Here is a 23,358-nt window from a genome sequence, read left to right as displayed (position 1 = left end):
GTTAGCTAATGAGAGCTGTCATGCAAGTTACTATCCATGCCGCGAAGACCAATTTGTCGAAGTTGATCGATGCCGCCCTTTCCGGCGAGGAAGTGGTGATCGCCAAGGGGCGCAAGCCTGTCGTGAAGATCGTTCCGATTGGCCAGACACCGTTCAAGATCGGGCTGCTGAAGGGGCAGCTCGGCGGCAAGGGGCCTGATTTTTTTGAGCCTTTGGATGAAGAGGAACTCGCATCCTGGGAAGGGGCTGAGTGAATACGCTTCTGCTCGACACCCATGCCTGGGCATGGTCGCTGACGGGCGACGATCGCCTCTCGGCCAAGGCGGTTGCTCTGATCGAAAAGGCCGAGACCGTTCTCGTCAGTCCCATATCCCTGTTTGAAATCGGCCAGAAAGTCCGCCTTGGAAAATGGCCTGAGATGGAGCCCTTCATAGAGCGGCTTGCAGATCTTTTGCAGGAGCAGGGCGGCATCACAGCCGCGTTGACGCCGGACATATGTTTGAGCGCGGCCATAATGGACTGGCAGCATCGCGATCCCTTCGATCGGCTGCTTGCGGCCACTGCCATGCAAAATGGAATCCCCATCATTTCCGCTGACGTGGTCTTCGACGAGTTGGGCGGAGATGAGCTTTGGATCGCTCGCTTCTGGTAGGGCCTACGTCGCGCCGATCGTCAGCTCGGCGACGAAGTCATAGGCGTCGCCGCGATAGAGCGAGCGGGTGAATTCCACCGCGCGGCCAGAGCCGAGATAGGAAATACGCTCGATCGAAAGTCCGGCCTGGCCGACGGGGACGCCGAGCAGATGGGCGTCGGCTTCCTTCATGTTGGTCGCGGATATGCGCTGGACGGCGCGTACGGGGCGCACGCCGAGGCGCTCCAGTTCGGCGTAGAGCGAGTTGGTGACGGAGGAGGGGTCGGGCAGGAATTCGCCCGAGACGCTTGCATGTTCGATCGCCAAGGGCTGGTCGTCGGCGATACGCAGGCGCGACAGGCGGGAGACCTTGATGTCGGTGCCGAGGCCGAGGATCATCATCTCGTCGGGCGAGGGAGTGTGGACGCCCTTGTGAAGCCATTCGGACCGGGCGGTCATGCCGCGCCGGGCCATATCCTCGGTGAAGGAGGTGAGTTGCGACAGGCGCTGTTCGACCTTCGAAACCGGCTTGGCGACGAAAGTGCCGGAGCCGTGGCGGCGCACCAGCAGGCCGTCGGCCACAAGCTCGTCGATCGCCTTGCGCACGGTGACGCGACTGACGGCGGCAAATTCGGCGATGTCGCGTTCCGGCGGCAGGGCGTCGCCATGGGCGAGGGTGCCGCTGCGGACGGCATCTTCCAGTGTGCGGCGCAGCTTCACATAGAGCGGGCCGGTGCCGCCAGCCTGCAAGCGCTCAGGCGAAAGGATGGAGGCGAGATCGTCGGTCATGCCGCACCTCTCTGCCGTTGGTTCAGGAGTTTGACGGCGAGATCGACCGCACCCCGCAGCGCATCGGCCTTCGGCTCCGACAGCAGCGCCTTGTGCCGGTCGGCAATCCAGGGATGATAGGCTTTCGCCAGTCCGCCAAGCAGGCAGATGGACGGGCATTCCGGCCAGGACAGCGCGTCGAGGCTTTCGTCGATGGCGCGCGCCGCATCCTTGATGATCTCGATTGCCGTGGCATCGCCCGCCAGCGCGCCTTCGAAGACCATGGGCGCGTAACGCGCAAAATCCGTTGGGCGGGCCGTATGGGCGAATTCGACGACGCGTTCGGGATCGTTGTCGTATTCGGCCATGAGCTTCTCGGTCAGCGATGAGGCAGTGCGGACCTTGTCATAGGCAAGCAAGGATCTTTCCAGCAGATCGCGGCCAAGACGGGCGCCGCTTGCCTGATCGCCGACGATGGAACCCCAGCCGCCGATGCCATGCAGCTTGCCGTTCCGGCGCGCATTGTAGACGGAGCCGGTTCCGAAAGCGCCGACAATGCCATCGGCGTCGCCGAGTGCGCCCTGCAGCGAAATCAGCGCATCGGTGACGACTCGTGCATTCTTGAAGGGCAGGGCCTTTTCGATGCGCTTGCCGTAGTCGCCGACATTGGCGCCGGCAACACCGACGACTGCAGTGGCTATGGAAACGGTTTCACTTTCGAGCCCCGCATCGCGCAGAGCAACGCGGGCGGATTCGACGATATTGACGAGAGAGGTTTCCAGGTCGGAAAGGATATTGGCAGGGCCAGCCCTGCCGTGGCCGATGACATTGCCCATTCTGTCCGCAACTGCGGCCCGGCAGCTTGTTCCACCGCCATCTATACCGATTGCAAGTTCCGTCATCGGACCTCCGGATACGCCGTTCCCTTATGTTTTTTATTACAATACCAAAAAAATACCATTTACCAAGCGGAAATGATCAGGAAATTTCCTGTTTTTAACATATTGATTTTAAACGATAAAAATTTTTTATGAATTTTCTCTCCTCCAGAAGTTAATTTCGGCTGGACAATTGGTATTTTTTTGGCCTTAATTCTGGAAAAGGGAACAGCGTATCGAGGCATGTGAAAACCGGCAAAGAAAAACAGCGCCGGCCAGGTTTCGAGAAAGGTGCAGACAGTGATCCGTAGGGTCGGCAAGGCTCGCGGATGTACGAGGCATCTTTCCAAGCTTTTTCCTTATTTTTCAGGCGCCCGGTTCAGCGTATCGGGAGGGCGCACCGTCCGGCCGGGGGCTATCGTCTTCCGTGTCGACAGAGCTTCGGGGCCGGCAATCTTGGCGGCTCTAAAAGGGGCGTTGGGTGTTTCCTCAGGCACGCCAACTGCTTGTTTCAGATCGAAAACAGCGCCTTGCGGCGCTTAAAAACAGGAGAGGGAAATGAAAAACACTGCTCTGAAAAGCCTGCTGCTTGCCTCCAGCCTGCTGTCGTCGGCTGGCCTCGTTCATGCCGCCGACGTGACGCTCACCGTCGAAAGCTGGCGTAACGACGACCTGCAGATCTGGCAGGAGAAGATCATCCCGGCTTTCGAAGCCAAGAACCCGGGCATCAAGATCGTCTTCTCGCCGACCGCTCCGACTGAATACAATGCTTCGCTGAACGCCAAGCTCGACGCCGGTTCCGCAGGCGATATCATCACCTGCCGTCCCTTCGACGCATCGCTCGAACTCTTCAACAAGAAGCAGCTCGTCGATCTCACCAGCCTGTCCGGCATGGAAAACTTCTCGCCGGTCGCCAAGGCCGCATGGTCGACGGACGACGGCAAGTCGACCTTCTGCGTGCCGATGGCTTCGGTCATCCATGGCTTCATCTACAATAAGGATGCCTTCGACAAGCTCGGCATTGCTATTCCGAAGACGGAAGACGAGTTCTTCGCCGCCCTCGACAAGATCAAGGCCGACGGTACCTACATCCCGCTTGCCATGGGCACGAAGGATCTCTGGGAAGCCGCGACCATGGGCTACCAGAATATCGGCCCGAACTACTGGAAGGGTGAAGAAGGCCGCGAAGCTCTGATATCAGGCAAGCAGAAGCTGACCGATCCCGAATGGGTCAAGCCCTATGAAGAGCTTGCCAAGTGGAAGTCCTATCTCGGCGACGGTTTCGAAGCCCAGACCTATTCGGACAGCCAGAACCTCTTCACGCTCGGCCGTGCCGCCATCTATCCGGCCGGTTCGTGGGAAATCGCGCTCTTCAACACGCAGGCGCAGTTCAAGATGGGTGCCTTCCCGCCGCCGGTTCCGAAGGCCGGCGACCAGGGCTACATCTCCGACCATCCGGATATCGGTGTTGCTCTGAACGCCAAGAGCACGCACCAGGAAGAAGCCAAGAAGTTCCTCAGCTGGGTCGCTTCGCCTGAGTTTGCGGACATCTATGCAAACTCCCTACCGGGCTTCTTCAGCCTGAACTCCAACCCGGTCAAGATGAGCGACCCGCTGGCTCAGGAATTCGTTTCCTGGCGCGGCCCGTACAAGTCGACCGTCCGTTCGACCTATCAGATCCTGTCGCGCGGTACGCCGAACCTCGAAAACGAGACCTGGGTTGAATCGGCAAACGTCATCAATGGCACGGATACGCCTGCCGTTGCTGGCGAGAAGCTGCAGAAGGGCCTCGACAGCTGGTACAAGCCGGGCAAGTAAGCCGAAGGCATGATTAGAGGGCGGCATCGGGTTGCCGCCCTCGTTCCCGTATCCTCGGCCAGGCTGGGGATGTCACAGGAACCGAGCCACGCGAAGTCTTTTGCGTGAAAGAGTCTCCCGCACCGCTGAAGCGGCGCTGCTCGATCCCCGTCGTGAACAGGGATGAGGGAGAGAACGAAGCCAAAAGCGAGCCAAGTAATGACCGATCAGACATCGGCAATTCCTGAACCGATCAAGCGTCCTATACGCTGGCATATCGGAATTTTCCTTCTTCCGGCCTTCATCGTCTATTCGGCGATCATGATCCTGCCGCTGATCGAAACGCTCCGGCTTTCTTTCTACAATACCGTTGACGGAGCTCCCACCTTCGTCGGACTCGCCAATTACAAGGTTCTCTTCGGCGATGCCCGCTGGGTGCACGACTTCTGGAATGCGCTGCGCAACAACGTGGTCTTCTTCATCATCCATATGTGCGTGCAGAACCCGATCGGGATTGCGCTCGCAGCCCTTCTGTCGACGCCGCGGCTGCGTTTCGTTGCCTTCTACCGCACGGCGATCTTCCTGCCGACGCTGCTTTCCTTCGTCATCGTCGGTTTCATCTGGAAGCTGATCCTCTCACCGATCTGGGGCGTCGCACCCTGGCTGATGAGCCTCGTCGGCCTGAAGTGGGCCTTTGCGCCCTGGCTCGGCCAGTCCGGCCCTGCGCTGATTGCGGTGTCGCTGATCTCCAACTGGCAATATATCGGCATTCCGATGATGCTGATTTACGCGGCCCTTCTCAGCATTCCCGAGGAAGTCATCGAGGCTGCCGAATGCGACGGCATTACAGGCTGGGCGCAGTTCTGGAAGATCAAGCTGCCGCTGGTTCTGCCGGCAATCGGCATCATCTCGATCCTCACCTTCGTCGGCAATTTCAACGCCTTCGACCTGATCTACACGGTGCAGGGCGCGCTTGCGGGTCCCGACATGTCGACGGATATTTTGGGCACGCTGCTTTACCGCACCTTCTTCGGCTTCCAGCTGCAGCTCGGCGACCGCTCCATGGGCGCGACGATCGCAACGGTCATGTTCCTGATCATCCTTGCCGGCGTCTCCTTCTATCTTTTCTCCATCCAGCGGCGCATGCGCCGCTACCAGTTCTGAGGAGTGTGAGCCCCATGTCGAACAGAGCGCGCACATCCCCCATCCGCACCGGCCTCGTGCATCTGGCGCTGGTTGGCTACACGCTGATCGCCATCTTCCCGGTGTTCCTGACGATCATCAATTCGTTCAAGGATCGCAACTCGATCTTCCGGTCGCCGCTGCAGGTGCCGACGCCGTCCACCTTCAGCCTCGTCGGTTACCAGACAGTGCTGGGGCAGGGTGACTTCGCCACCTATTTCCAGAACAGCTTCATCGTGACGATCGTGGCGATCTTCCTCGTACTGCTGTTCGGGGCCATGGCCGCCTTCGCGCTGTCGGAATATCGCTTCAGGGGCAATACGCTCGTTGGCCTCTATATGGCGATCGGCATCATGATTCCGATCCGTCTCGGCACGGTCGCCATCCTGCAGGGCATGGTCGCGACCGGCCTCGTCAACACGCTGACGGCGCTGATCCTCGTCTATACGGCGCAGGGCATACCGCTCGCGATCTTCATCCTGTCGGAATTCATGCGCACCGTCTCTGACGACCTGAAGAATGCCGGTCGCATCGATGGTCTCTCCGAATATGCGATCTTCTTCCGCCTCGTGCTGCCGCTGGTGCGGCCGGCCATGGCGACGGTTGCCGTCTTCACCATGATCCCGATCTGGAACGACCTGTGGTTCCCGCTGATCCTGGCGCCGTCGGAAGCCACCAAGACTGTGACGCTCGGTTCGCAGATCTTCATCGGCCAGTTCGTCACCAACTGGAATGCGGTTCTCGCGGCCCTGTCGCTGGCGATCCTGCCGATCCTCGTTCTCTATGTCATCTTCTCGCGGCAGCTGATCCGCGGCATTACCTCGGGAGCCGTCAAGTGAGCCAATCCGACAAGCCGATCCGCGTTCTCGTCGCCGGCCTCGGCAATATGGGCCGCAGCCATGCGCTCGCCTATCATAACAATCCGGGCTACGAGATCGTCGGCCTCGTCAACCGCTCGAAGCCGTCGCAGTTGGCACCTGAGCTGGAGCAGTACACGATCCATCCCGATTTCATGACGGCGCTTGCCGAGCTGAAGCCGGATCTTTGCTCGATCAATACCTATTCCGACAGCCATGCCGATTACGCGGTGGCCGCCTTCGAGGCTGGCTGCGACGTCTTCGTCGAAAAGCCGCTGGCAACGACCGTTGCCGATGCGGAGCGCGTCGTGGCTGCGGCGAAGAAGGCAAAGAAGAAGCTGGTGATCGGCTATATCCTTCGCCATCATCCGTCCTGGAAGAAGCTGATCGAAGAAGCGCGAAAGCTCGGTGGTCCCTATGTCTTCCGCATGAACCTCAATCAGCAGTCCAGCGGGCCGACCTGGGCGACGCATAAGTCACTGATGCAGACGACCTCGCCGATCGTCGATTGCGGCGTGCACTATGTCGACGTCATGTGCCAGATCACCGATGCTAGGGCGGTCGAGGTGCGCGGCATGGGCCTGCGCCTGTCGAACGAGATCGCGCCTGATATGTATAATTACGGCCATCTGCAGGTGCTCTACGAAGACGGTTCCGTCGGCTGGTACGAGGCTGGCTGGGGGCCGATGATTTCCGAGACCGCTTTCTTCGTGAAGGATGTCATGTCGCCGAACGGCGCCGTTTCGATCGTCATGGACCCGAAGGCGAAGTCCGACGACATCGACACGCATACCAAGACCTCCGTCATCCGCCTGCATACGGCAGAGACCGGGCCTGACGGCAAATTCATCCGTCCCGATCAGGACATGACGATGGAAGGCGAGCCAGGTCATCAGGCGCTTTGCGACCTGGAACAGGCTTTCGTGGCGCGCGCTATCAACGAGGATCTGGACCTTACCCGCCATATGGATGATGCCGTAGCCTCGCTGCGCATCTGCCTTGCCGCCGACGAGAGCGTGCGCACCGGCCGACCGGTTAGACTATAAGGAAAGACTAGTGGGATCGCTTCAACTCAAATCCATCCGCAAGGCCTACGGCAAGCATGACGTGCTGAAGGGCATCGATCTCGAGGTCAAGGACGGCGAATTCGTCATCTTCGTCGGCCCCTCCGGCTGTGGGAAATCGACCCTGCTGCGCAGCATCGCCGGCTTGGAAGACGTGACATCAGGTGCCGTCATCATCAATGGCCGCGACGAGACGCTGACGCCACCGGCCAAGCGTGGCATCGCCATGGTGTTCCAGTCCTACGCGCTCTATCCGCACCTGACGGTCAAGGACAATATGGGCCTCGGCCTCAAGCAGGCGGGTACTGCGAAGGACGAGATCGAAAAGCGCGTTTCCGAGGCGTCCTCGATGCTGTCGCTGGAACAATATCTGGCCCGCCGCCCGGCCGAACTTTCGGGTGGTCAGCGCCAGCGCGTGGCGATCGGCCGCGCGATCGTGCGCGAACCGGAACTTTTCCTGTTCGATGAGCCGCTTTCCAACCTCGATGCGGCGCTGCGTGTGCAGACGCGCCTCGAGATCGCCCGCCTGCATCGCAGCCTCAAGGCGACGATGATCTATGTCACCCACGATCAGGTCGAAGCCATGACGCTTGCCGACAAGATCGTGGTGCTGAATGCCGGTGCGATCGAGCAGATCGGCTCGCCGATGGAGCTCTATAACCGCCCGGCCAATGTCTTCGTCGCCGGCTTCATCGGCTCGCCGCAGATGAACTTTATTTCCGGCGACAAGGTGGGGGATGCCGATGCAAAAACCGTTGGTATCCGTCCCGAGCATCTGACGCTGTCGCGCGACAGCGGCACCTGGAAGGCGAAGACCGTGCATGTCGAGCATCTCGGTGCCGACACCATCGTCTATCTGGAATCCGAGCAGTGCGGCCTGCTGACCGCGCGTCTCTTCGGTGAGCACAAATACGAGCCCGACGAGATCGTCTATGCGACGCCGGACGGCACCCATATCCATCGCTTCGATGCAAACGACAAGGCGATCCGCTGATCGCAGTCGGAACACGAAAGCCCCGCCATCGAGCGGGGCTTTTTCGTCCTGGCGATAAAGCGGCCGGAATCAGCGCCGAAAGAGCCGGCCATCGATGATGATCAGGCTCGCCATGAGGCGGCGGGTGGCCAACAGCGACGGGACAACCCGGATATCCGAATTATCTGGAATTCGGTGCTGTATTATCGTGATCGCCCGGATTCATATGTTTCGACCGAGTTCCCGCACGCTCAGCCAAGGACCGGGCGCATGAAACTGCGCTCGTAGCTGACGATGCTGCGGTTGCGCTTGTCGAGCTCGAAGGCGGCTTGGCATTCCGGGTCGTTTGCCATGCGCGTCCGGTAATCCTCGTAAGCCGCGAGGCTCGGGAAGGAGAACAGTGCGATTGCGATATTGTTGGCACCTTCGGACGGCAGAAAGTAGCCGTGGTGGATGCCGCCCATCCTGTTGACGATCGGGATCCAGAGCCGCGCATATTCCTCGAATTCGGCGAGCTTATAGGGATCGATCACATAGCGCAGATAGCAGGTAATCATCGAAGTATCCTGTCATGGGAAAACCGGGCGGATGGCCTTCGGCCTGTTTCGTTCATTGCTGTGGCCGAAGGCCAGGACGGCGACGCCAAAGTGAGATCAAATTGTCTCTATGCAGCACGGTTCGCGTCACTTCAACCTCTCTGTGACAGTGCGCCAACCGGAACGGAAAAAGGCGCCGCATCGGCGACGCCTTCCCGACGAATTCGATCGCTTCCGATCAGTCGCGGATAACGAGCAGGTCGGCGGCCATGAAGCGGAGTGTCACGGTCTCGCCAGCGGACGGCGGAGTGACACCCGGGCTGTTGAACATGTCGAAGGAGATCACGTTGCCGCCGACATCCATGCGGGTGCGGATGACCGAACCGAGGAAGTGTGCGGAGACGACCTTACCTGTCAGAGCCGTATCGCTGCGGGCGCCTTCGGCGAGCGAACCAGCTTCCGGGCGCAGAGCGAGCTGAACGGTATCGCCGACCTTGTAGGCCTGAACCGATTGCTTCAGTGTCACACCCTGATCGCCGATCTGGATACGGTTGCTGTCGGGGTCGACGACCTTGGCTTCGATGAGGTTCAGCGTGCCGACGAAGGAGGCGACGAAACGCGTTGCGGGCGTGTTGTAGATCTCGAAGGGCGTGCCGATCTGGTCTGCCTTGCCGGCATTCATGACGACGATGCGGTCTGAGATCGAGAGCGCTTCTTCCTGGTCGTGCGTGACGAAAACCGTGGTGATGCCGAGCGACTGCTGGATCTGGCGGATTTCTTCGCGCAGTGACACGCGGATCTTGGCGTCGAGAGCGGACAGCGGTTCGTCGAGCAGCAAGACCTGAGGCTTGACGGCAAGGGCGCGGGCGAGTGCTACGCGCTGCTGCTGGCCGCCCGACATCTGGTACGGGAAGCGGTCTGCCAGGTGATCGAGCTTGATCAGGCCAAGCATTTCCTTGACGCGGGCGTCGATCTCAGGCTTCGGTGCGCCGGCGACCTTGAGGCCGAAGGCGACGTTGTCGTGCACCGTCATGTTGGGAAATAGTGCATAGGCCTGGAAGACCATGCCGATATTGCGCTGGTTCGGTTTCAGCGAGCTCTGGTCTTTGCCATTGATCGTCAGCGTGCCGCCGGTAGGCGTCTCAAAACCGGCGATCATGCGCAAAACGGTCGTCTTGCCGCAGCCTGATGGACCAAGGAAGGAGACGAATTCCCCTTTCTCGATGTTCATGTTGAAGTTCTTGACGACCTGGGTCTGGCCGAAGGATTTCTGAATATTGGTCAGCGTAAGAAAGGACATGAGCCAAATACCTTATGCTTTAGCCGGGCGGGCTTTGCCAAAGCGAGAAACGAGGTTGAGCAGGCCCATGCTGAGCCAGGTGATCGAGAATGCGATGACCGCAAGCGCGGAAGGCTCATAGGCCTTGTTTGCACCGACGAGCTGCAGGTAGGGACCGAAGGCTGGACGGTTCAGAAGTGCTGCGAAGGTGAATTCGCCCATGACGATCGCGAGCGTGATGAAGGCGCCCGAGAGCACACCGCTCATGACGTTCGGGAAGATGCATTTGAACATGATCGTCATCCAGCTCGCACCCAGGCTTTCGGCTGCTTCCGTCAGCGTGCGCACGTCGATGGCGCGCATGGCGGTATCGACGGAGCGGTACATATAGGGCAGCGAGAGCGTGATGTAGGAGATGACGAGGAGCATGTCGGTGCTCCTTGCATAGCCTGTCAGCGGTAGGATCGATGACGAGTTGTACATGCGCAGGTAGCCGAACACGATGACGATCGCCGGAATGACGAGCGGCAGCAGCGTGATGAATTCGACGACCTGACGCATCTGCGGCAGACGCAGGCGCACCCAATAGGCCGTCGGCACGACGAGCAGCATGCCGAAGACGATGGTGAGTGCCGCCATCAGCATGGAGTAACCGAAGGTCTCGCGGAACTGGACGTCCGAAAAGACTGACTGATAGGCGTCGAAACTATAAGTGCCACGACGCATACGCAGCGAAAACTCGATGGTGCCGATCAGTGGAATGACGAAATAGGAAGCGCCGATGATAATGGCGATCCAGGCTCCAAGACGTTGAGCTTTCATTTCTGCCACCTTTCGGCACGCATGCGCAACATGAGGTAAAGGATGTTGGAGACGCCGGTTATGACGATCATGCCGAACGCAATGGCGTATCCAAGGTTGGCGTTATGCAGAACGTCACCACGGATCTGAGCGTAGAGCAGGATTGGCACGATGTTCAGCGAACTGCCAGTCAGCGCGAAGGCGGTAGCGATGGCGCCGAAGGCGTTGGCGAAGAGCAGCAGCGCCGTGCCGAGCAGGCTCGGCCAGAGGATCGGCAGGGCGACCATCGTCCAATATTGGCGGTTGGTGGCGCCGAGAATCTCAGAGGCTTCGCGCCATTCCTTCTTCATGCCGTCGAGCGCCGGTGTCAGGATCAGCACCATCAGCGGGATCTGGAAATACATGTAGGTGATGGTGAGGCCGAAGAAAGACAGCAGGTTGAAGCCGGTGCCGTAGAGATTGAAGCCAAAATAATCACGCAGCAAGACCGTCACCAGGCCGGTGCGGCCGAGCGTTGCGAGAAAGGCGAAGGCGAGCGGCACGCCGGCGAAATTCGAGGCGACGCCGGAGAAGGTCAAAAGCGTCGAGCGCACCCAGCTGGGCAGACCGCCGAGCACGACGGCCCAGGCAAGGAAGAAGCCAATCAGCGCGCCGCCGAGAGCCGACGCCACCGAGACCCGGATACTGATCCAGTAGGCGCTGATAATGGATGGAGTGAAGAGATCGCCGATGTTCTTCAGCGTGAAATCGCCCTCGGGCGTCAGGAACGCGCCGGCCACGAGATAAAGCGTGGGGATGATCAGAAACAGCAGAGAAAAAATAAGGAAGGGTGCAATGCCCAGCCAGTCGATCACGCGGTCTTTGTTGATCAAGGGGGCGCTGCTTACCATAGGTGTTGAAACGGTACTCATGGAAAGCTCATCCTGGGGCGTCGGAGTGAGAAAACCTCCCCGCCTTTTGGGCGGGGAGGCAGGATCGGAGATTACTTGACGGCGGCGCCGACGACGGAATCCCAGTTCTTGGTGATGGCTTCCTTGCCGGCAGCCTGTTCTTCGAGCGTCGGGAAGACGGCCTTTTCATAGGCTGCTGCCGGCGGCAGCTTGTCGAGCAGGTCCTTCGGGATCTTGTTGTTCTTGGCAAGATCGTTGAAGCGGATCGGGTGGCAATAGCCCTTCAGCCAGCCGAGCTGACCTTCGTCGGAATAGAGGTATTCCATCCAGAGCTTGGCAGCGTTCGGGTGCGGAGCGAAGGCAGAGATGGCCTGGACGTAGACGCCGGCGACGACGCCCGTCTTCGGAACAACGACTTCGAACGGAGGATTGCCCTTCAGGCTTTCACCCCAGGAAAGCGCGTTGTAGTCCCAGGCGACGATGATCGGCGTGGAACCCTGAGCGAAGGGAGCAGCCTTGCCGACGACAGGCACGAAGTTGCCAGCCTTGTTCAGTTCGGCGAAGAACTTCAGGCCTTCTTCGCCGGCCTTGGCTGCGTCACCGCCGGATGCGGAAAGACCTGCAGCATAGACGCCCTGGACGGCCTGGTTGGCGGTGCGCGGATCGCCTGCGAGAGCAACGCTGTTTGCGTAATCGCTCTTCTTCAGATCGGGCCAATCAGCCGGCGATTCTTTGACGAGGTCCTTGTTCACGAGGAACGAGAGAACGCCGTAATAGTCGCCGTACCAGTAGCCTTCTGCATCCTTGGCGGAATCCGGGATCGAATCCCAGGTGGAGACCTTGTAAGGCTGGATCAGGCCGTCTTTCTTGGCGGACGGACCGAAGGAGAGACCGACGTCGATAACGTCGGGAGCCTGCGGGCCGGTGTTGCCCTTGTTGGCCTTGATGGCTTCGACTTCGTCACCCGAGCCGGCATCCGGGTTCAGTTCGTTGACTTCCAGGCCGTATTTGGCCTTGAAGCCGGCAATGACGTCGCCATAGCCACACCAGTCATGCGGGAGGGCGATCGTGGTCAGCGTGCCTTCCTTCTTGGCGGCGGCAATAAGTTCCGCGCTCGGTTCTGCGGCAGCAATCGCGGTTGAAGCCACGATCATCGCAGTAGAAAGCGACAGAAGTCGAGAAATGTTAGAGATCACTGTAGTTCTCCTTCGGGTTTTCAGTGTCCGGCGATGCTGTTAATGAGCTTGCATGAAGCTTGTATGACAGTTGCATGACGTTAATTTTGCCATGAATAGCAGGCGCTTGCAGCAGATGTTTCATTTGCGACAGGCTGTTCTGTTTCCGCGAGATCCGTTGTTGTTTTTGCCCCTTTTTTAGTTGTCCCTCCTAACCGGGTTTGCGGAAAAGCCGGGTCTGTTCGAACAGGCCTTCCAGCGTTTTCATGCGCTCCTTCGTCTCGTCCCATGTCGAGTTCTGCACCGCTTCGATCAGTGCCTCGACGATGAAGAGCGTGACGACGGAGGAATCCCATGCCGACGGCGCCTCGATCTGTACACGAAAGGCGTGACGGGCGAGCTTGGCGGCGGGCGAAGCCCACTGGTCGGTGAAGATGATGATTTCGGCTCCGCGCTTGCGGGCGGCAGTGGCAAGGCTCACCATTTCCTGCTCGTAGCGGCGGATATCGAAGATGATGAGCAGGTCGCCCTGATTCATATTGAGGACATATTGCGGCCAGCTCGACGAATTGGAGGAGAGCAGCGCCGTGTTCGGGCGAATGACCTGCATATGGGTAAAGAAGTATTCGGCCAGCGCGCCGGTGATGCGCCCGCCGACGAAATAGAGCGTGCGCTTGCGGTCCGAGAGCAGGGCGGCGACGCTGTCGAAGGTTGCGGTATCGAGATCGGAAAGCGTCTGGCGCAGATTGCCCATGATGGCATCGGCGAAGCGGTTCAATATGTGGGTGCCCGGCGCGTTCTGAGCCCAGCGGTCGTGTTTGGCAATCGGGTTGGAAATCGTCGCCTCGACTTCCTGGTGTAGATGCTGCTGGAAATCCGGATAGCCCTTGTAACCGAGCTTCTGGACCATGCGCACGACCGTCGGCGTGGAGACGCCGGCATTTTCGGCGATGGTGGTGATGCTGCCGAGGCCGGAGACGGGGTAGTTGTCGAGAAGGCTTTCAGCCAATTGCTTCTCGGCGCGCGTGAGCACGCCGAAATACGAATGAATGACGTCCGAAACGGTCTTGGCCGCGACACTCACGTGATTTTGCTCCCCGGGATGGTCTGGCGCCACTTTCCCACTGAAAGTTAACAACGCTGTCACAATCCATGTCAATGACTGTCATGAAAAGAAATTTTCAGAGTGCGCTTGACACTGCCGCAAACCTGAAGAATTCTTTTCTTGTAAAGAATTTATTAAGCGATGGGGGAAGCGCCTTTGGTGCTGGCTCAGGCCCGAATTCTCAGCGATGCCGACGGCGAATGCGTCGCAATCGAACGCGCTCACGGCAAGAACCCCGTGCTCATCATCTGCGAGCACGCATCCCGCACGCTTCCTGAACATTTCGGCGATCTCGGTCTTTCCGAAGAAGCGCTGTCGAGCCACATCGCCTGGGATCCGGGTGCGCTTGCCGTTGCCCGCGCCATTTCGGCAGCTCTTGATGCGACACTCATCTACCAGCGCTTCTCGCGGCTGATCTATGACTGCAACCGGCCGCCGAGTTCGCCGGGCGCCATGCCCGAGGTCAGCGAGATCTATACGATTCCCGGTAACAAGGATTTGACCGAGGGCGAGCGCCGTGCCCGCACGGAAGCTCTCTATCTGCCGTTCCACGATGCCATCAGCGCCCTGATCCGCGACCGTCAGGCGAGCGGGCAAGACAGCGTGATCGTGACGATCCACAGTTTTACACCGATCTATAATGGCCGGCAGCGCGCTGTCGAACTCGGCATCCTCCACGACGAGGACAGCCGCCTTGCCGACCGCATGCTGGATTTTGCAGCCGAGGCGCCGCTCTACCGTACCGAACGCAACGAACCCTACGGGCCTGAGGACGGCGTGACGCACACGCTGATCCTACACGGCATTTCCAATGGGCTTCGCAATGTTATGATCGAGGTCCGCAACGACCTCATCGCAGACGATACCGGCCAAGGGGTCGTGGCCGACTATCTCACAAGGCTTCTCCAGCAGAGTCTGGATGCCTGAATAAAAAGAAGACCCCGGGGAGCAGTTTAACTGCGAACAGCCCGCAAGGCGAAAAGCCACGGGCACTATTGGCACAGGATCGGCCGCAATTCCGCGGGCGATTGTCAACAGGGGGAAGTCATGTCGGACTATACTGAAAGTGATAAGAAGCAGGATATGCATATCCTGCATTCCATGGGCTATGCCCAGGAACTCGAACGGCGAATGAGCTCGTTCTCGAACTTTGCCGTTTCCTTCTCGATCATCTGCATTTTGTCGGGCGGCATCAACTCGCTAGCGCAGGCAACCGCGGGTGCAGGCGGTGCCGCCATCGGCATCGGCTGGCCGGTCGGCTGCTTCGTTTCGCTTGTCTTCGCCGTCGCCATGGCGCAGATCAGTTCCGCCTACCCGACGGCCGGCGGCCTCTATCACTGGGGTTCGATCCTCGGCAACCGCTTCACCGGCTGGTTGACCGCCTGGTTCAACCTGCTCGGTCTCGTCACCGTTCTCGGCGCCATCAACGTCGGCACCTACTATTTCTTCATGGGCGCCTTCGGCACGGGCTATCTCGGCCTGACGGACACGACGACGGTGCGCATCGTCTTTCTGGTGATCATCACCGGCGCGCAGGCGCTTGTGAATCATATGGGCATCGGGCTCACCGCAAAGCTCACGGACTTCTCCGGTTACCTGATTTTTGCAACCGCAATCGCGCTTGCTGCCGTGTGCCTGCTGTCGGCTCCGTCCTATGAGTTCGGCCGTCTCTTCACCTTCGCCAACTATTCGGGTGAAGCGGGTGGCAATGTCTGGCCGGCGACTTCGGGCACCTGGGTGTTCCTGCTCGGCCTGCTGCTGCCGATCTACACGATCACCGGCTATGACGCTTCCGCCCATACATCGGAAGAAACCGTCAAGGCGGCGCATTCCGTACCGCGCGGCATGGTCTCGTCCGTCCTTTGGTCGGCTCTCTTCGGCTATATCATGCTGTGCTCCTTCGTACTCATGCTGCCAAACATGGACGATGCGGCAAAGCAGGGCTGGAACGTGTTCTTCTGGGCGATGGATACGCAGGTCAATTCGTTTGTGAAGGATATCCTCTACTTCGCGATCTTCGTCAGCCAGTGGCTGTGCGGCCTTGCGACCGTCACCTCGGTCTCGCGCATGATCTTCGCCTTCTCGCGTGATGGCGGCCTGCCGGCCGCCAAGGCGCTGTCGAAGGTGAGCCCGAACTACCGCACGCCGGTTGCCGCGATCTGGACGGGCTCGATCCTCTCTGTGCTCTTCGTCTGGGGCTCGTCGCTCGTTTCTATCGGCGAGACGCCGGTTTACACCATTGTCGTATCATGCACGGTCATCTTCCTGTTCTTCTCCTTCGCGATCCCGATTACGCTCGGCCTCTTCGCCTGGGGGACCTCGAAGTGGGACAAGATGGGTCCGTGGAATCTTGGCGAGGGTACGTTCAAGCTCTTCGCGGTTCTCTCGATCCTCGCGATGATCCTGATCTTCGTTCTTGGTATCCAACCGCCGAACGATTGGGCGCTCTACATCACCGTCGGCTTCTTGGTTCTGACAGGCATCGTCTGGTTCGGCTTTGAAAGCCGTCGCTTCAAGGGGCCGCCGATTGGCGATGAAGTGGTAAGGCGCCAGGCTGAGATCGCAGCGGCCGAAAGGGCTGTCGGCGAAAGCTAAGAACTGAGGCTTCCCTCTCACATGGCGGGGCCGCGTCGCGCGGCCCCATCACGGCTCAACGAAAAGGCATCGAACGGGTTGATCCCGGCGCTCGCATGCCGTTTCGTTGTCCCGATTTCCCGGTTTCAATTTCAGGCGGATACATCATGAGCAGCTATACTCTCGACGATCTCAGACAGGACGTTGCCGACGGGCGCATCGATACGGTGCTGGCCTGCCAGGTGGACATGCAGGGACGCCTGATGGGCAAGCGTTTCCAGGCAGAATTTTTCCTCGAAAGCGCCTGGAAGGAAACGCACAGCTGCAATTATCTGCAGGCGACCGACATGGAGATGGAAACCGTCTCCGGCTACAAGGCAACAAGCTGGGAAAAGGGTTACGGCGACTATGCGATGAAGCCGGACCTTTCGACACTGCGGCTCATTCCTTGGCTCGAAGGCACGGCGCTCGTGCTTTGCGATGTGCTGGACCATCATACGCATGAGGAAGTGGCGCATTCGCCGCGCGCGATCCTGAAGAAGCAAGTGAAACGGCTGGAGGACATGGGCATGAAGGCCTACATGGCTTCCGAGCTCGAATTCTTCCTCTTCGACCAGAGCTACGAGGCAGCCCAGGCGTCCGGCTACCGTAACCTGAAACTCGCCAGTGCCTATAACGAGGATTACCACATCTTCCAGACGACCAAGGAAGAAGAGGTGATGCGGGCGATCCGCAAGGGTCTGCAGGGCGCCGGCATTCCGGTCGAAAATTCCAAGGGTGAGGCATCCGCCGGCCAGGAGGAAATCAATGTACGTTATGCCGATGCGCTTGCTATGGCCGACCGGCATGCGATCATCAAGAACGGCTGCAAGGAAATTGCCTGGTCGAAAGGCAAGGCGATCACCTTCCTCGCCAAGTGGCATTACAATGCCGCCGGCAGTTCCTCGCATATCCACCAGTCACTTTGGAGCCTGGAAGAAAAGCCGCTCTTCTTCGATCATGCCGGTCATCATGGCATGACGCCGCTGATGCAGAACTATATTGCCGGGCTGCTCAGCCACGCGAGCGAGATTACCTATTTCCTGGCACCTTACATCAACTCCTACAAGCGCTTTATGGCCGGCACCTTCGCGCCGACCAAGGCCGTGTGGAGCAAGGACAACCGCACGGCCGGTTATCGCCTCTGCGGCGAAGAGACAAAGGCGATCCGCATCGAATGCCGCGTCGGCGGCTCCGATCTCAATCCCTATCTCGCCTTCGCGGCCCTGCTTGCCGCCGGTATCGACGGCATCGAGAAGAAGCTGGAACTGGAAGCGCCCTATGTGGGGGACGCCTATTTCGGCAAGGATATCCGCGAAATCCCGCGCACGCTGCGGGCTGCCACCAAGGCCATGACGGAATCGGAGATGCTGCGCACAGCCTTCGGCGACGATGTCATCGACCACTATACCCGCGCTGCCGAATGGGAGCAGGAAGAATACGACCGCCGCATCACGGATTGGGAAGTGGCGCGCGGCTTCGAGAGAGCTTAAGAACATATCCGAAGCGGAAAGTCGCCCGACCGGGTTCTCCTTGAGGGATCAGTCGTGGCGTCTTTCCCTGCGGCTCAGAAGAAAACAGGATTCAGATCATGACAATGATCCAATGCATTTCGCCGATCGACGGCTCTGTTTATGCGGAGCGTCCGGCGCTTTCGCTCGAAGCGGCAAAGGAAGCCGTCGCGCGTGCGCGCAAAGCGCAGAAGGCTTGGGCCAGGCGTCCGCTCGAAGATCGTGTCCAGCTGGTGCTGAAAGGTGTCGCCCGTCTCAACGAGATGTCCGATGTCGTTGTGCCCGAACTTGCCTGGCAGATGGGTCGGCCGATCAAGTATGGTGGCGAATATCGCGGCTTCAACGAACGCTCCAATTATGTTGCCTCGATCGCAGCCGATGCGCTGGCGCCTGTTGTCGTCGAGGAGAGCGACCAGTTCGAGCGCCGCATCGAGCGCGAGCCGCATGGCGTCGTCTTCGTGATCGCGCCCTGGAACTACCCCTATATGACGGCGATCAACACGATCGCTCCGGCGCTGATGGCCGGCAATACCGTTGTGCTGAAGCATGCCTCACAGACGCTGCTCGTCGGCGAGCGTTTGGTGCAGGCCTTTGTCGAGGCCGGTATTCCCGAGGACGTGTTCCAGAATGTTTTCCTCGATCATGAGACGACTTCGGCCCTGATTGCGGCCGGCAGCTTCAACTTCATCAATTTCACTGGCTCGGTCGAAGGAGGCCGCTCGATGGAGCGGGCTGCGGCCGGCACTTTCACCGGGCTCGGCCTCGAGCTCGGCGGCAAGGATCCGGGCTATGTGATGGAAGATGCCGACCTCGATGCGGCCGTCGATACGCTGATGGATGGCGCGACCTACAATTCCGGTCAGTGCTGCTGCGGCATCGAGCGCATCTATGTGCATGAATCGCTCTATGACGCCTTTGTCGAGAAGTCGGTCGCCTGGGTTTCAAACTACAAGCTCGGCAATCCGCTCGATCCGGAGACAACGCTCGGCCCGATGGCCCACAAGCGCTTCGCCAAGGTGGTGCGCGAACAGATCGCCGACGCGGTCGCCAAGGGTGCCAAGGCGCTCGTCGATCCGAAACTCTTCCCGGCCGATGACGGCGGCGCTTATCTCGCGCCGCAGATCCTCGTCAATGTCGACCATTCCATGGCCTTCATGCGCGAAGAAACCTTCGGTCCGGCCGTCGGCATCATGAAGGTGAAGGGTGACGATGAGGCCCTAGCGCTGATGAATGACAGCCAGTACGGTCTTACCGCCTCGCTCTGGACCAAGGATGCCGAGCGGGCAGGGCGGCTTGGCCGCGACATCGAAACCGGCACCGTCTTCATGAACCGCGCCGACTATCTCGATCCGGCGCTGTGCTGGACCGGTGTCAAGGAAACCGGCCGCGGCGGCTCGCTGTCGATCATCGGCTTCCACAATCTGACGCGCCCGAAATCCTACCATCTCAAGAAGGTTACAGCATGAGCAGCGCCAACATCACCGCCAACTGGAGCTACCCGACATCCGTCAAGCTCGGCCGCGGCCGCATCAAGGAACTGGCCGACGCCTGCAAGAGCCTCGGCATGAAGAAGCCGCTGCTCGTCACCGACCGCGGCCTCGCCTCGATGGCGATCACCAAGAACGCGCTCGACATTCTCGAAGATGCCGGGCTTGGCCGGGCGATCTTCGCCGATGTCGATCCGAACCCGAACGAGAAGAACCTCGAAGCCGGCATCAAGGCCTTCCGCGATGGCGGCCATGACGGCGTCGTAGCCTTCGGCGGCGGCTCGGGCCTCGATCTTGGCAAGTGCGTGGCCTTCATGGTCGGCCAGACGCGCCCCGTCTGGGATTTTGAAGATATCGGCGACTGGTGGACGCGCGCGAGCATCGAAGGCATCGCGCCGATCGTTGCCGTGCCGACGACGGCCGGCACCGGCTCGGAAGTCGGCCGCGCCAGCGTCATCACCAATTCCGCGACTCATGTGAAGAAGATCATCTTCCATCCGAAATTCCTGCCGGGTGTCGTCATCGCCGATCCGGAACTGACGGTCGGCATGCCGAAGATCATCACCGCCGGCACCGGCATGGATGCCTTCGCCCATTGCCTGGAGGCTTACTCTTCGCCGTTCTACCATCCGATGTCGGCTGGCATCGCGCTGGAAGGCATGCGCCTCGTCAAGGAATTCCTGCCGCGCGCCTATAAGGAAGGCACGGATCTGGAAGCGCGCGCCAACATGATGTCGGCAGCCGCCATGGGCGCGGTCGCCTTCCAGAAGGGGCTTGGCGCAATCCATGCGCTCTCGCACCCGATCGGTGCCGTCTACAACACGCATCACGGCATGACCAATGCCGTCGTGATGCCCGCGGTGCTGCGCTTCAACCGCCCGGCCATCGAAGAGAAGATTGCGCGCGCCGCAGCCTATCTCGGCATATCAGGCGGTTTCGACGGCTTCTACGATTACGTGCTGAAGCTGCGTTCCGACCTCAACGTCCCTGACAATCTGACGGCGATGGGAATCACCCCCGACCGGATCGATGAATTGGCGACAATGGCGATCGAAGACCCGAGCGCCGGTGGCAATCCGGTTGCAATGACGCTTGAAAATACTAAGACCCTGTTCAGGGATTGCTTCTGATCAGATAAAGGCGGACCTATTAACTTTCCCGGAAAGCCTTGGTTTTCCGGGATTTTTTGTTTTTGGCGCATGCTTATTTCTGATGATGTGAAAAATGCAGGCCGCAATTTCAGCGGGTCCGGTTAACAGTTTGTTAACCACGATTGGAAAGGATGGGTTAACCGCACGATGCACCGACGGTGCGATTAACAACGAGCGATGCCGGCTCGCGCGCCACTCGCCTTCGAGGACTAAGAATATGCCAGTCATCACATTCGCAAATACCAAGGGCGGCGCCGGCAAGACCACAGCCGTATTGCTGCTTGCCACTGAACTTGCCCGTCAGGGCTACCGTGTCACCATCCTTGATGCCGACCCGCAGCACTGGATTTCCCGCTGGCACGAAATCTCCGGCCATGTGCCTAACATCAGCGTCATCGACTTCGTAACGACCGCCTCACTGCCGCAGCACATCAGCGAAAACAGGCAGAATACCGATTATTTCATCATCGATCTGCCGGGTGCGCGCAATCCGCTGCTGGCAACAGCCGTCGGTCTCTCCGACCATGTCCTGATTCCGATCCAGGGCTGCGCCATGGATGCCCGCGGCGGCGCCCAGGTTCTCGAACTCCTGCAGTATCTTGAGGAGAAGGCAAGCATCAAGATCGGCCATTCGGTCGTGCTGACGCGTGTGAACTCCATGGTCACCACCCGCGCGCTGCAGCTCGTCAAGGCGCTGTTGAACGAGCGCCATGTGCCGGTTCTCGATACGGCCATCATCGAACGCTCTGCATTCCGCGACATCTTCGATTGCGGCGGCACGCTGCATACGATGGATCCGATGCGCGTCAGCAATCTCGACAAGGCCCGTGAAAATGCCCTCTGTTTCGCAGAGGAAATCATTCGCAAGGTGCCGGGCCGGCTTCCAGTTGCTGTTCGGCTGGCAAACGCGATGCGCAGCGCTGCCTGATCGCAACATCTCGATAGAAGAATTGATGCCTCGGTTTGTGCCGGGGCATTTTCCTATTTGAGATTACAAGCAGGTGGAGTTGCTGCTCCTCATCCAGTTCGGCGAGCGCCCGGCGGAGACACCAGGCGAATAGACGTCCTCAATCGACGAATTCGACCGTCACGCCGGGCTTGACCATCTTGGCAAGCTCCGTCGCATCCCAGTTTGTCAGGCGGATGCAGCCGTGGCTCTGGGTGCGGCCGATCCTAGAGGGGTCGGGCGTGCCGTGGATGCCGTAGGTCGGCTTGGAAAGCGCCATCCAGACCGTGCCAACTGGGCCATTCGGGCCGGGCGGAATGTCGAGGATCTTGTCGTTTGTGCCCTGCTGGAAATTGATCTTCGGATTGTAGGTGTAGCCAGGGTTAAAGGCGACGCGCTCGACTGTCACCGTGCCAGAAGGCGAGGGCGTGTCCGTGGAGCCGATAGAGGCGGGATAGGCGGCAACGAGGTTGCCGGCGTCGTCATAGGCAAAGACCTGCTTGCGGCCCTTGTCGGCGAGGATCTTTGCGACTGCTCCCTTCTTGTTGTCGCCGGGATTGACGACCTTGATAACAGTACCGGGAATGGTGAAGTTCGCGCCGGGGTTCATCTCCTTCAGGAAATTCTCATCCATGTGGAAACGTTCGGCGAGCGCTTCCGTCACAGTCGTATAGGCGAGCGAGGGCAGGAGCGCCTTCTGCGAATAGTCTTCCGGGATCTGCGCGACATAGGGACCGGCGGCATCCGCATCCGTGATCGTGTAGTTCACGACCGGCAGACCGCCATTCATGCGCAGCTCTTCGAGGATTGCGTCCGTATTATTCGGATCGAGCTTGGTGCCGGTCATCTGTTCATAGGCGTAAATCGCCTTGGTGACATTGGAGCCCATGTGGCCGTCGATGACGCCGGGCGAAACGCCTGCGCGATCCAGAAACACCTGAAGCGCCACGATTTCCGGCTTGGACTTGTCCTTGAGCGTGATCACCGGCTCCGGCGGTGCCTGGCGGAGCTCGTCGGCCGGTGGGATCTGCTGGTCTGGCTCGATCGCGGCATAGTCGTCCTGGCCCTGCGGATCGCCGGGATAGGCCTGCTCCTCGAGCGGGCCGCGCTCGATGGCCACGTCACGCGGGATGGAGCCCGTTACCGGGCCGCGCTCGGAATAGCGCGTATCGCCGTAGCCGTTACCATCAGGATAATAGGGATCGTTGTTGTAAGGAGCGTTGGAAGCCTCACGTGTCGTGCGGGGCGAGTAGTAGCCGCGAGCGCGCATTTCCGTCGCGATGATGTTGCCGTAGCGATCGATCAGCACGCGGTTGCCGCGATAGTCCTGGGCATAGACGAAGCCGCGGCCCGGCGGGACGTAGTCGAGGATTTCGCCGCTCGGCGTCACCAGCACGATATCGCTTCTGTTGCGTCCATATTGCTGCGCGTCGGCCTGCTGCGGCGTGAAAGCAGCAAGCGCCAAAAACATGGCCGAAAAAGAAAGGGCCGATTTCATAAAGCGATTCACGTCTCACACCTCGATCAGTGGCTCGGCAGACACACACCTGCGAATTTTGACGCTAGTGTGGAATTTCTTAAGCCGTGCTGAACAAAACATAAAAACAACGGTGTTTTGCGTTTACTCGTAAACGCTTGCGCGAAGATGACGTTCCTGTGAGGTCGTCAGTTATGGTACTCCCCGGCCATCTCATCGGTCCCGATTGACGAGGGT

General features: G+C 59.6%; 22 protein-coding genes. 13 read left to right on the top strand and 9 right to left on the bottom strand.

Annotated elements, in window-relative coordinates; translation table 11 throughout:
• Positions 1–20: 20 nt before the first annotated feature.
• Positions 21–254, top strand: coding sequence for a type II toxin-antitoxin system prevent-host-death family antitoxin (locus FHT82_RS13805; RefSeq protein WP_183731242.1), 234 nt, complete (start codon positions 21–23; stop codon positions 252–254).
• Complete coding sequence (locus tag FHT82_RS13800; RefSeq protein ID WP_183731239.1) at positions 251–652, top strand: type II toxin-antitoxin system VapC family toxin; 402 nt, start codon at positions 251–253, stop codon at positions 650–652. Before FHT82_RS13805 ends, FHT82_RS13800 begins: the two co-directional genes overlap by 4 nt.
• A 3-nt stretch (positions 653–655) precedes the next feature.
• Here FHT82_RS13800 and FHT82_RS13795 read toward each other — a convergent pair whose 3' ends face one another.
• Both FHT82_RS13795 and FHT82_RS13790 read right to left on the bottom strand, forming a co-directional pair.
• A complete protein-coding gene (locus FHT82_RS13795; RefSeq protein WP_183731236.1) occupies positions 656–1,420 on the bottom strand; it encodes a GntR family transcriptional regulator in 765 nt (254 codons plus the stop codon).
• Positions 1,417–2,301, bottom strand: a complete 885-nt coding sequence (locus FHT82_RS13790; RefSeq protein ID WP_183731234.1) for an N-acetylglucosamine kinase — start codon at positions 2,299–2,301, stop codon at positions 1,417–1,419. The genes FHT82_RS13795 and FHT82_RS13790 overlap by 4 nt, the downstream gene beginning before the upstream one ends.
• A gap of 534 nt (positions 2,302–2,835) precedes the next feature.
• Here FHT82_RS13790 and FHT82_RS13785 point away from each other — a divergent pair.
• From FHT82_RS13785 to FHT82_RS13765, 5 genes are all read left to right on the top strand, one after another.
• Entirely contained in the window at positions 2,836–4,095 is a 1,260-nt protein-coding gene (locus tag FHT82_RS13785) for an ABC transporter substrate-binding protein (RefSeq protein ID WP_183731231.1), read from the top strand.
• Positions 4,096–4,293: 198 nt separating this feature from the next.
• Entirely contained in the window at positions 4,294–5,238 is a 945-nt protein-coding gene (locus FHT82_RS13780; RefSeq protein ID WP_183731228.1) for a sugar ABC transporter permease, read from the top strand.
• 14 nt (positions 5,239–5,252) lie between these two features.
• Complete coding sequence (locus tag FHT82_RS13775) at positions 5,253–6,095, top strand: carbohydrate ABC transporter permease (RefSeq protein WP_183731225.1); 843 nt, start codon at positions 5,253–5,255, stop codon at positions 6,093–6,095.
• A complete protein-coding gene (locus FHT82_RS13770) occupies positions 6,092–7,159 on the top strand; it encodes a Gfo/Idh/MocA family oxidoreductase (RefSeq protein ID WP_183731224.1) in 1,068 nt (355 codons plus the stop codon). The genes FHT82_RS13775 and FHT82_RS13770 overlap by 4 nt, the downstream gene beginning before the upstream one ends.
• Positions 7,160–7,169: 10 nt before the next feature.
• Positions 7,170–8,171 carry an ABC transporter ATP-binding protein gene (locus FHT82_RS13765; protein WP_183731221.1) on the top strand — a complete coding sequence of 334 codons (1,002 nt, stop codon included), beginning with the start codon at positions 7,170–7,172 and terminating at the stop codon, positions 8,169–8,171.
• 230 nt (positions 8,172–8,401) lie between these two features.
• Here FHT82_RS13765 and FHT82_RS13760 read toward each other — a convergent pair whose 3' ends face one another.
• The 6 genes from FHT82_RS13760 to FHT82_RS13735 all read right to left on the bottom strand — a co-directional run bounded on the left by FHT82_RS13760 (position 8,402) and on the right by FHT82_RS13735 (position 13,915).
• The gene (locus FHT82_RS13760) at positions 8,402–8,707 is read right to left on the bottom strand and encodes an NIPSNAP family protein (protein ID WP_183731218.1); all 306 of its coding nucleotides are present in this window, start codon (positions 8,705–8,707) and stop codon (positions 8,402–8,404) included.
• Positions 8,708–8,924: 217 nt separating this feature from the next.
• Positions 8,925–9,986 carry an ABC transporter ATP-binding protein gene (locus FHT82_RS13755; protein ID WP_183731215.1) on the bottom strand — a complete coding sequence of 354 codons (1,062 nt, stop codon included), beginning with the start codon at positions 9,984–9,986 and terminating at the stop codon, positions 8,925–8,927.
• A 12-nt stretch (positions 9,987–9,998) separates the two neighbouring features.
• Positions 9,999–10,787 carry an ABC transporter permease gene (locus FHT82_RS13750; RefSeq protein ID WP_183731212.1) on the bottom strand — a complete coding sequence of 263 codons (789 nt, stop codon included), beginning with the start codon at positions 10,785–10,787 and terminating at the stop codon, positions 9,999–10,001.
• Positions 10,784–11,677 (bottom strand): ABC transporter permease subunit, encoded by an 894-nt coding sequence (locus FHT82_RS13745; protein WP_183731209.1) that lies wholly within the window; start codon positions 11,675–11,677, stop codon positions 10,784–10,786. Before FHT82_RS13745 ends, FHT82_RS13750 begins: the two co-directional genes overlap by 4 nt.
• A gap of 71 nt (positions 11,678–11,748) precedes the next feature.
• Positions 11,749–12,852: an ABC transporter substrate-binding protein gene (locus FHT82_RS13740; RefSeq protein WP_183731206.1), complete on the bottom strand. Its 1,104-nt coding sequence runs from the start codon at positions 12,850–12,852 to the stop codon at positions 11,749–11,751.
• A gap of 190 nt (positions 12,853–13,042) precedes the next feature.
• Positions 13,043–13,915: a MurR/RpiR family transcriptional regulator gene (locus FHT82_RS13735; RefSeq protein WP_183731203.1), complete on the bottom strand. Its 873-nt coding sequence runs from the start codon at positions 13,913–13,915 to the stop codon at positions 13,043–13,045.
• 177 nt (positions 13,916–14,092) lie between these two features.
• Between FHT82_RS13735 and FHT82_RS13730 the strand changes: the two genes are divergently transcribed.
• The 6 genes from FHT82_RS13730 to FHT82_RS13705 all read left to right on the top strand — a co-directional run bounded on the left by FHT82_RS13730 (position 14,093) and on the right by FHT82_RS13705 (position 21,626).
• The gene (locus FHT82_RS13730; RefSeq protein WP_183731200.1) at positions 14,093–14,863 is read left to right on the top strand and encodes an N-formylglutamate amidohydrolase; all 771 of its coding nucleotides are present in this window, start codon (positions 14,093–14,095) and stop codon (positions 14,861–14,863) included.
• A 120-nt stretch (positions 14,864–14,983) separates the two neighbouring features.
• Positions 14,984–16,531: an amino acid permease gene (locus tag FHT82_RS13725; RefSeq protein ID WP_183731197.1), complete on the top strand. Its 1,548-nt coding sequence runs from the start codon at positions 14,984–14,986 to the stop codon at positions 16,529–16,531.
• 146 nt (positions 16,532–16,677) lie between these two features.
• Positions 16,678–18,042, top strand: a complete 1,365-nt coding sequence (locus FHT82_RS13720; protein ID WP_183731194.1) for a glutamine synthetase family protein — start codon at positions 16,678–16,680, stop codon at positions 18,040–18,042.
• A 98-nt stretch (positions 18,043–18,140) separates the two neighbouring features.
• Positions 18,141–19,526 carry an aldehyde dehydrogenase family protein gene (locus FHT82_RS13715; RefSeq protein WP_183731191.1) on the top strand — a complete coding sequence of 462 codons (1,386 nt, stop codon included), beginning with the start codon at positions 18,141–18,143 and terminating at the stop codon, positions 19,524–19,526.
• Positions 19,523–20,677, top strand: a complete 1,155-nt coding sequence (locus FHT82_RS13710; RefSeq protein ID WP_183731188.1) for an iron-containing alcohol dehydrogenase — start codon at positions 19,523–19,525, stop codon at positions 20,675–20,677. The genes FHT82_RS13715 and FHT82_RS13710 overlap by 4 nt, the downstream gene beginning before the upstream one ends.
• 238 nt (positions 20,678–20,915) lie before the next feature.
• Entirely contained in the window at positions 20,916–21,626 is a 711-nt protein-coding gene (locus FHT82_RS13705) for a ParA family protein (protein WP_183731185.1), read from the top strand.
• A gap of 139 nt (positions 21,627–21,765) precedes the next feature.
• On the opposite strand, the gene FHT82_RS13700 is transcribed toward FHT82_RS13705, so the two are convergent.
• The gene (locus FHT82_RS13700) at positions 21,766–23,154 is read right to left on the bottom strand and encodes a L,D-transpeptidase (RefSeq protein WP_183731182.1); all 1,389 of its coding nucleotides are present in this window, start codon (positions 23,152–23,154) and stop codon (positions 21,766–21,768) included.
• Positions 23,155–23,358 lie beyond the last annotated feature (204 nt).

Origin of the sequence: Rhizobium sp. BK275 (assembly GCF_014193555.1) — a bacterium.
GTDB lineage: Bacteria > Pseudomonadota > Alphaproteobacteria > Rhizobiales > Rhizobiaceae > Rhizobium.
The sequence above is the reverse complement of the archived record's forward strand: the minus strand, read 5'-3'. Positions and strand labels throughout refer to the sequence as shown.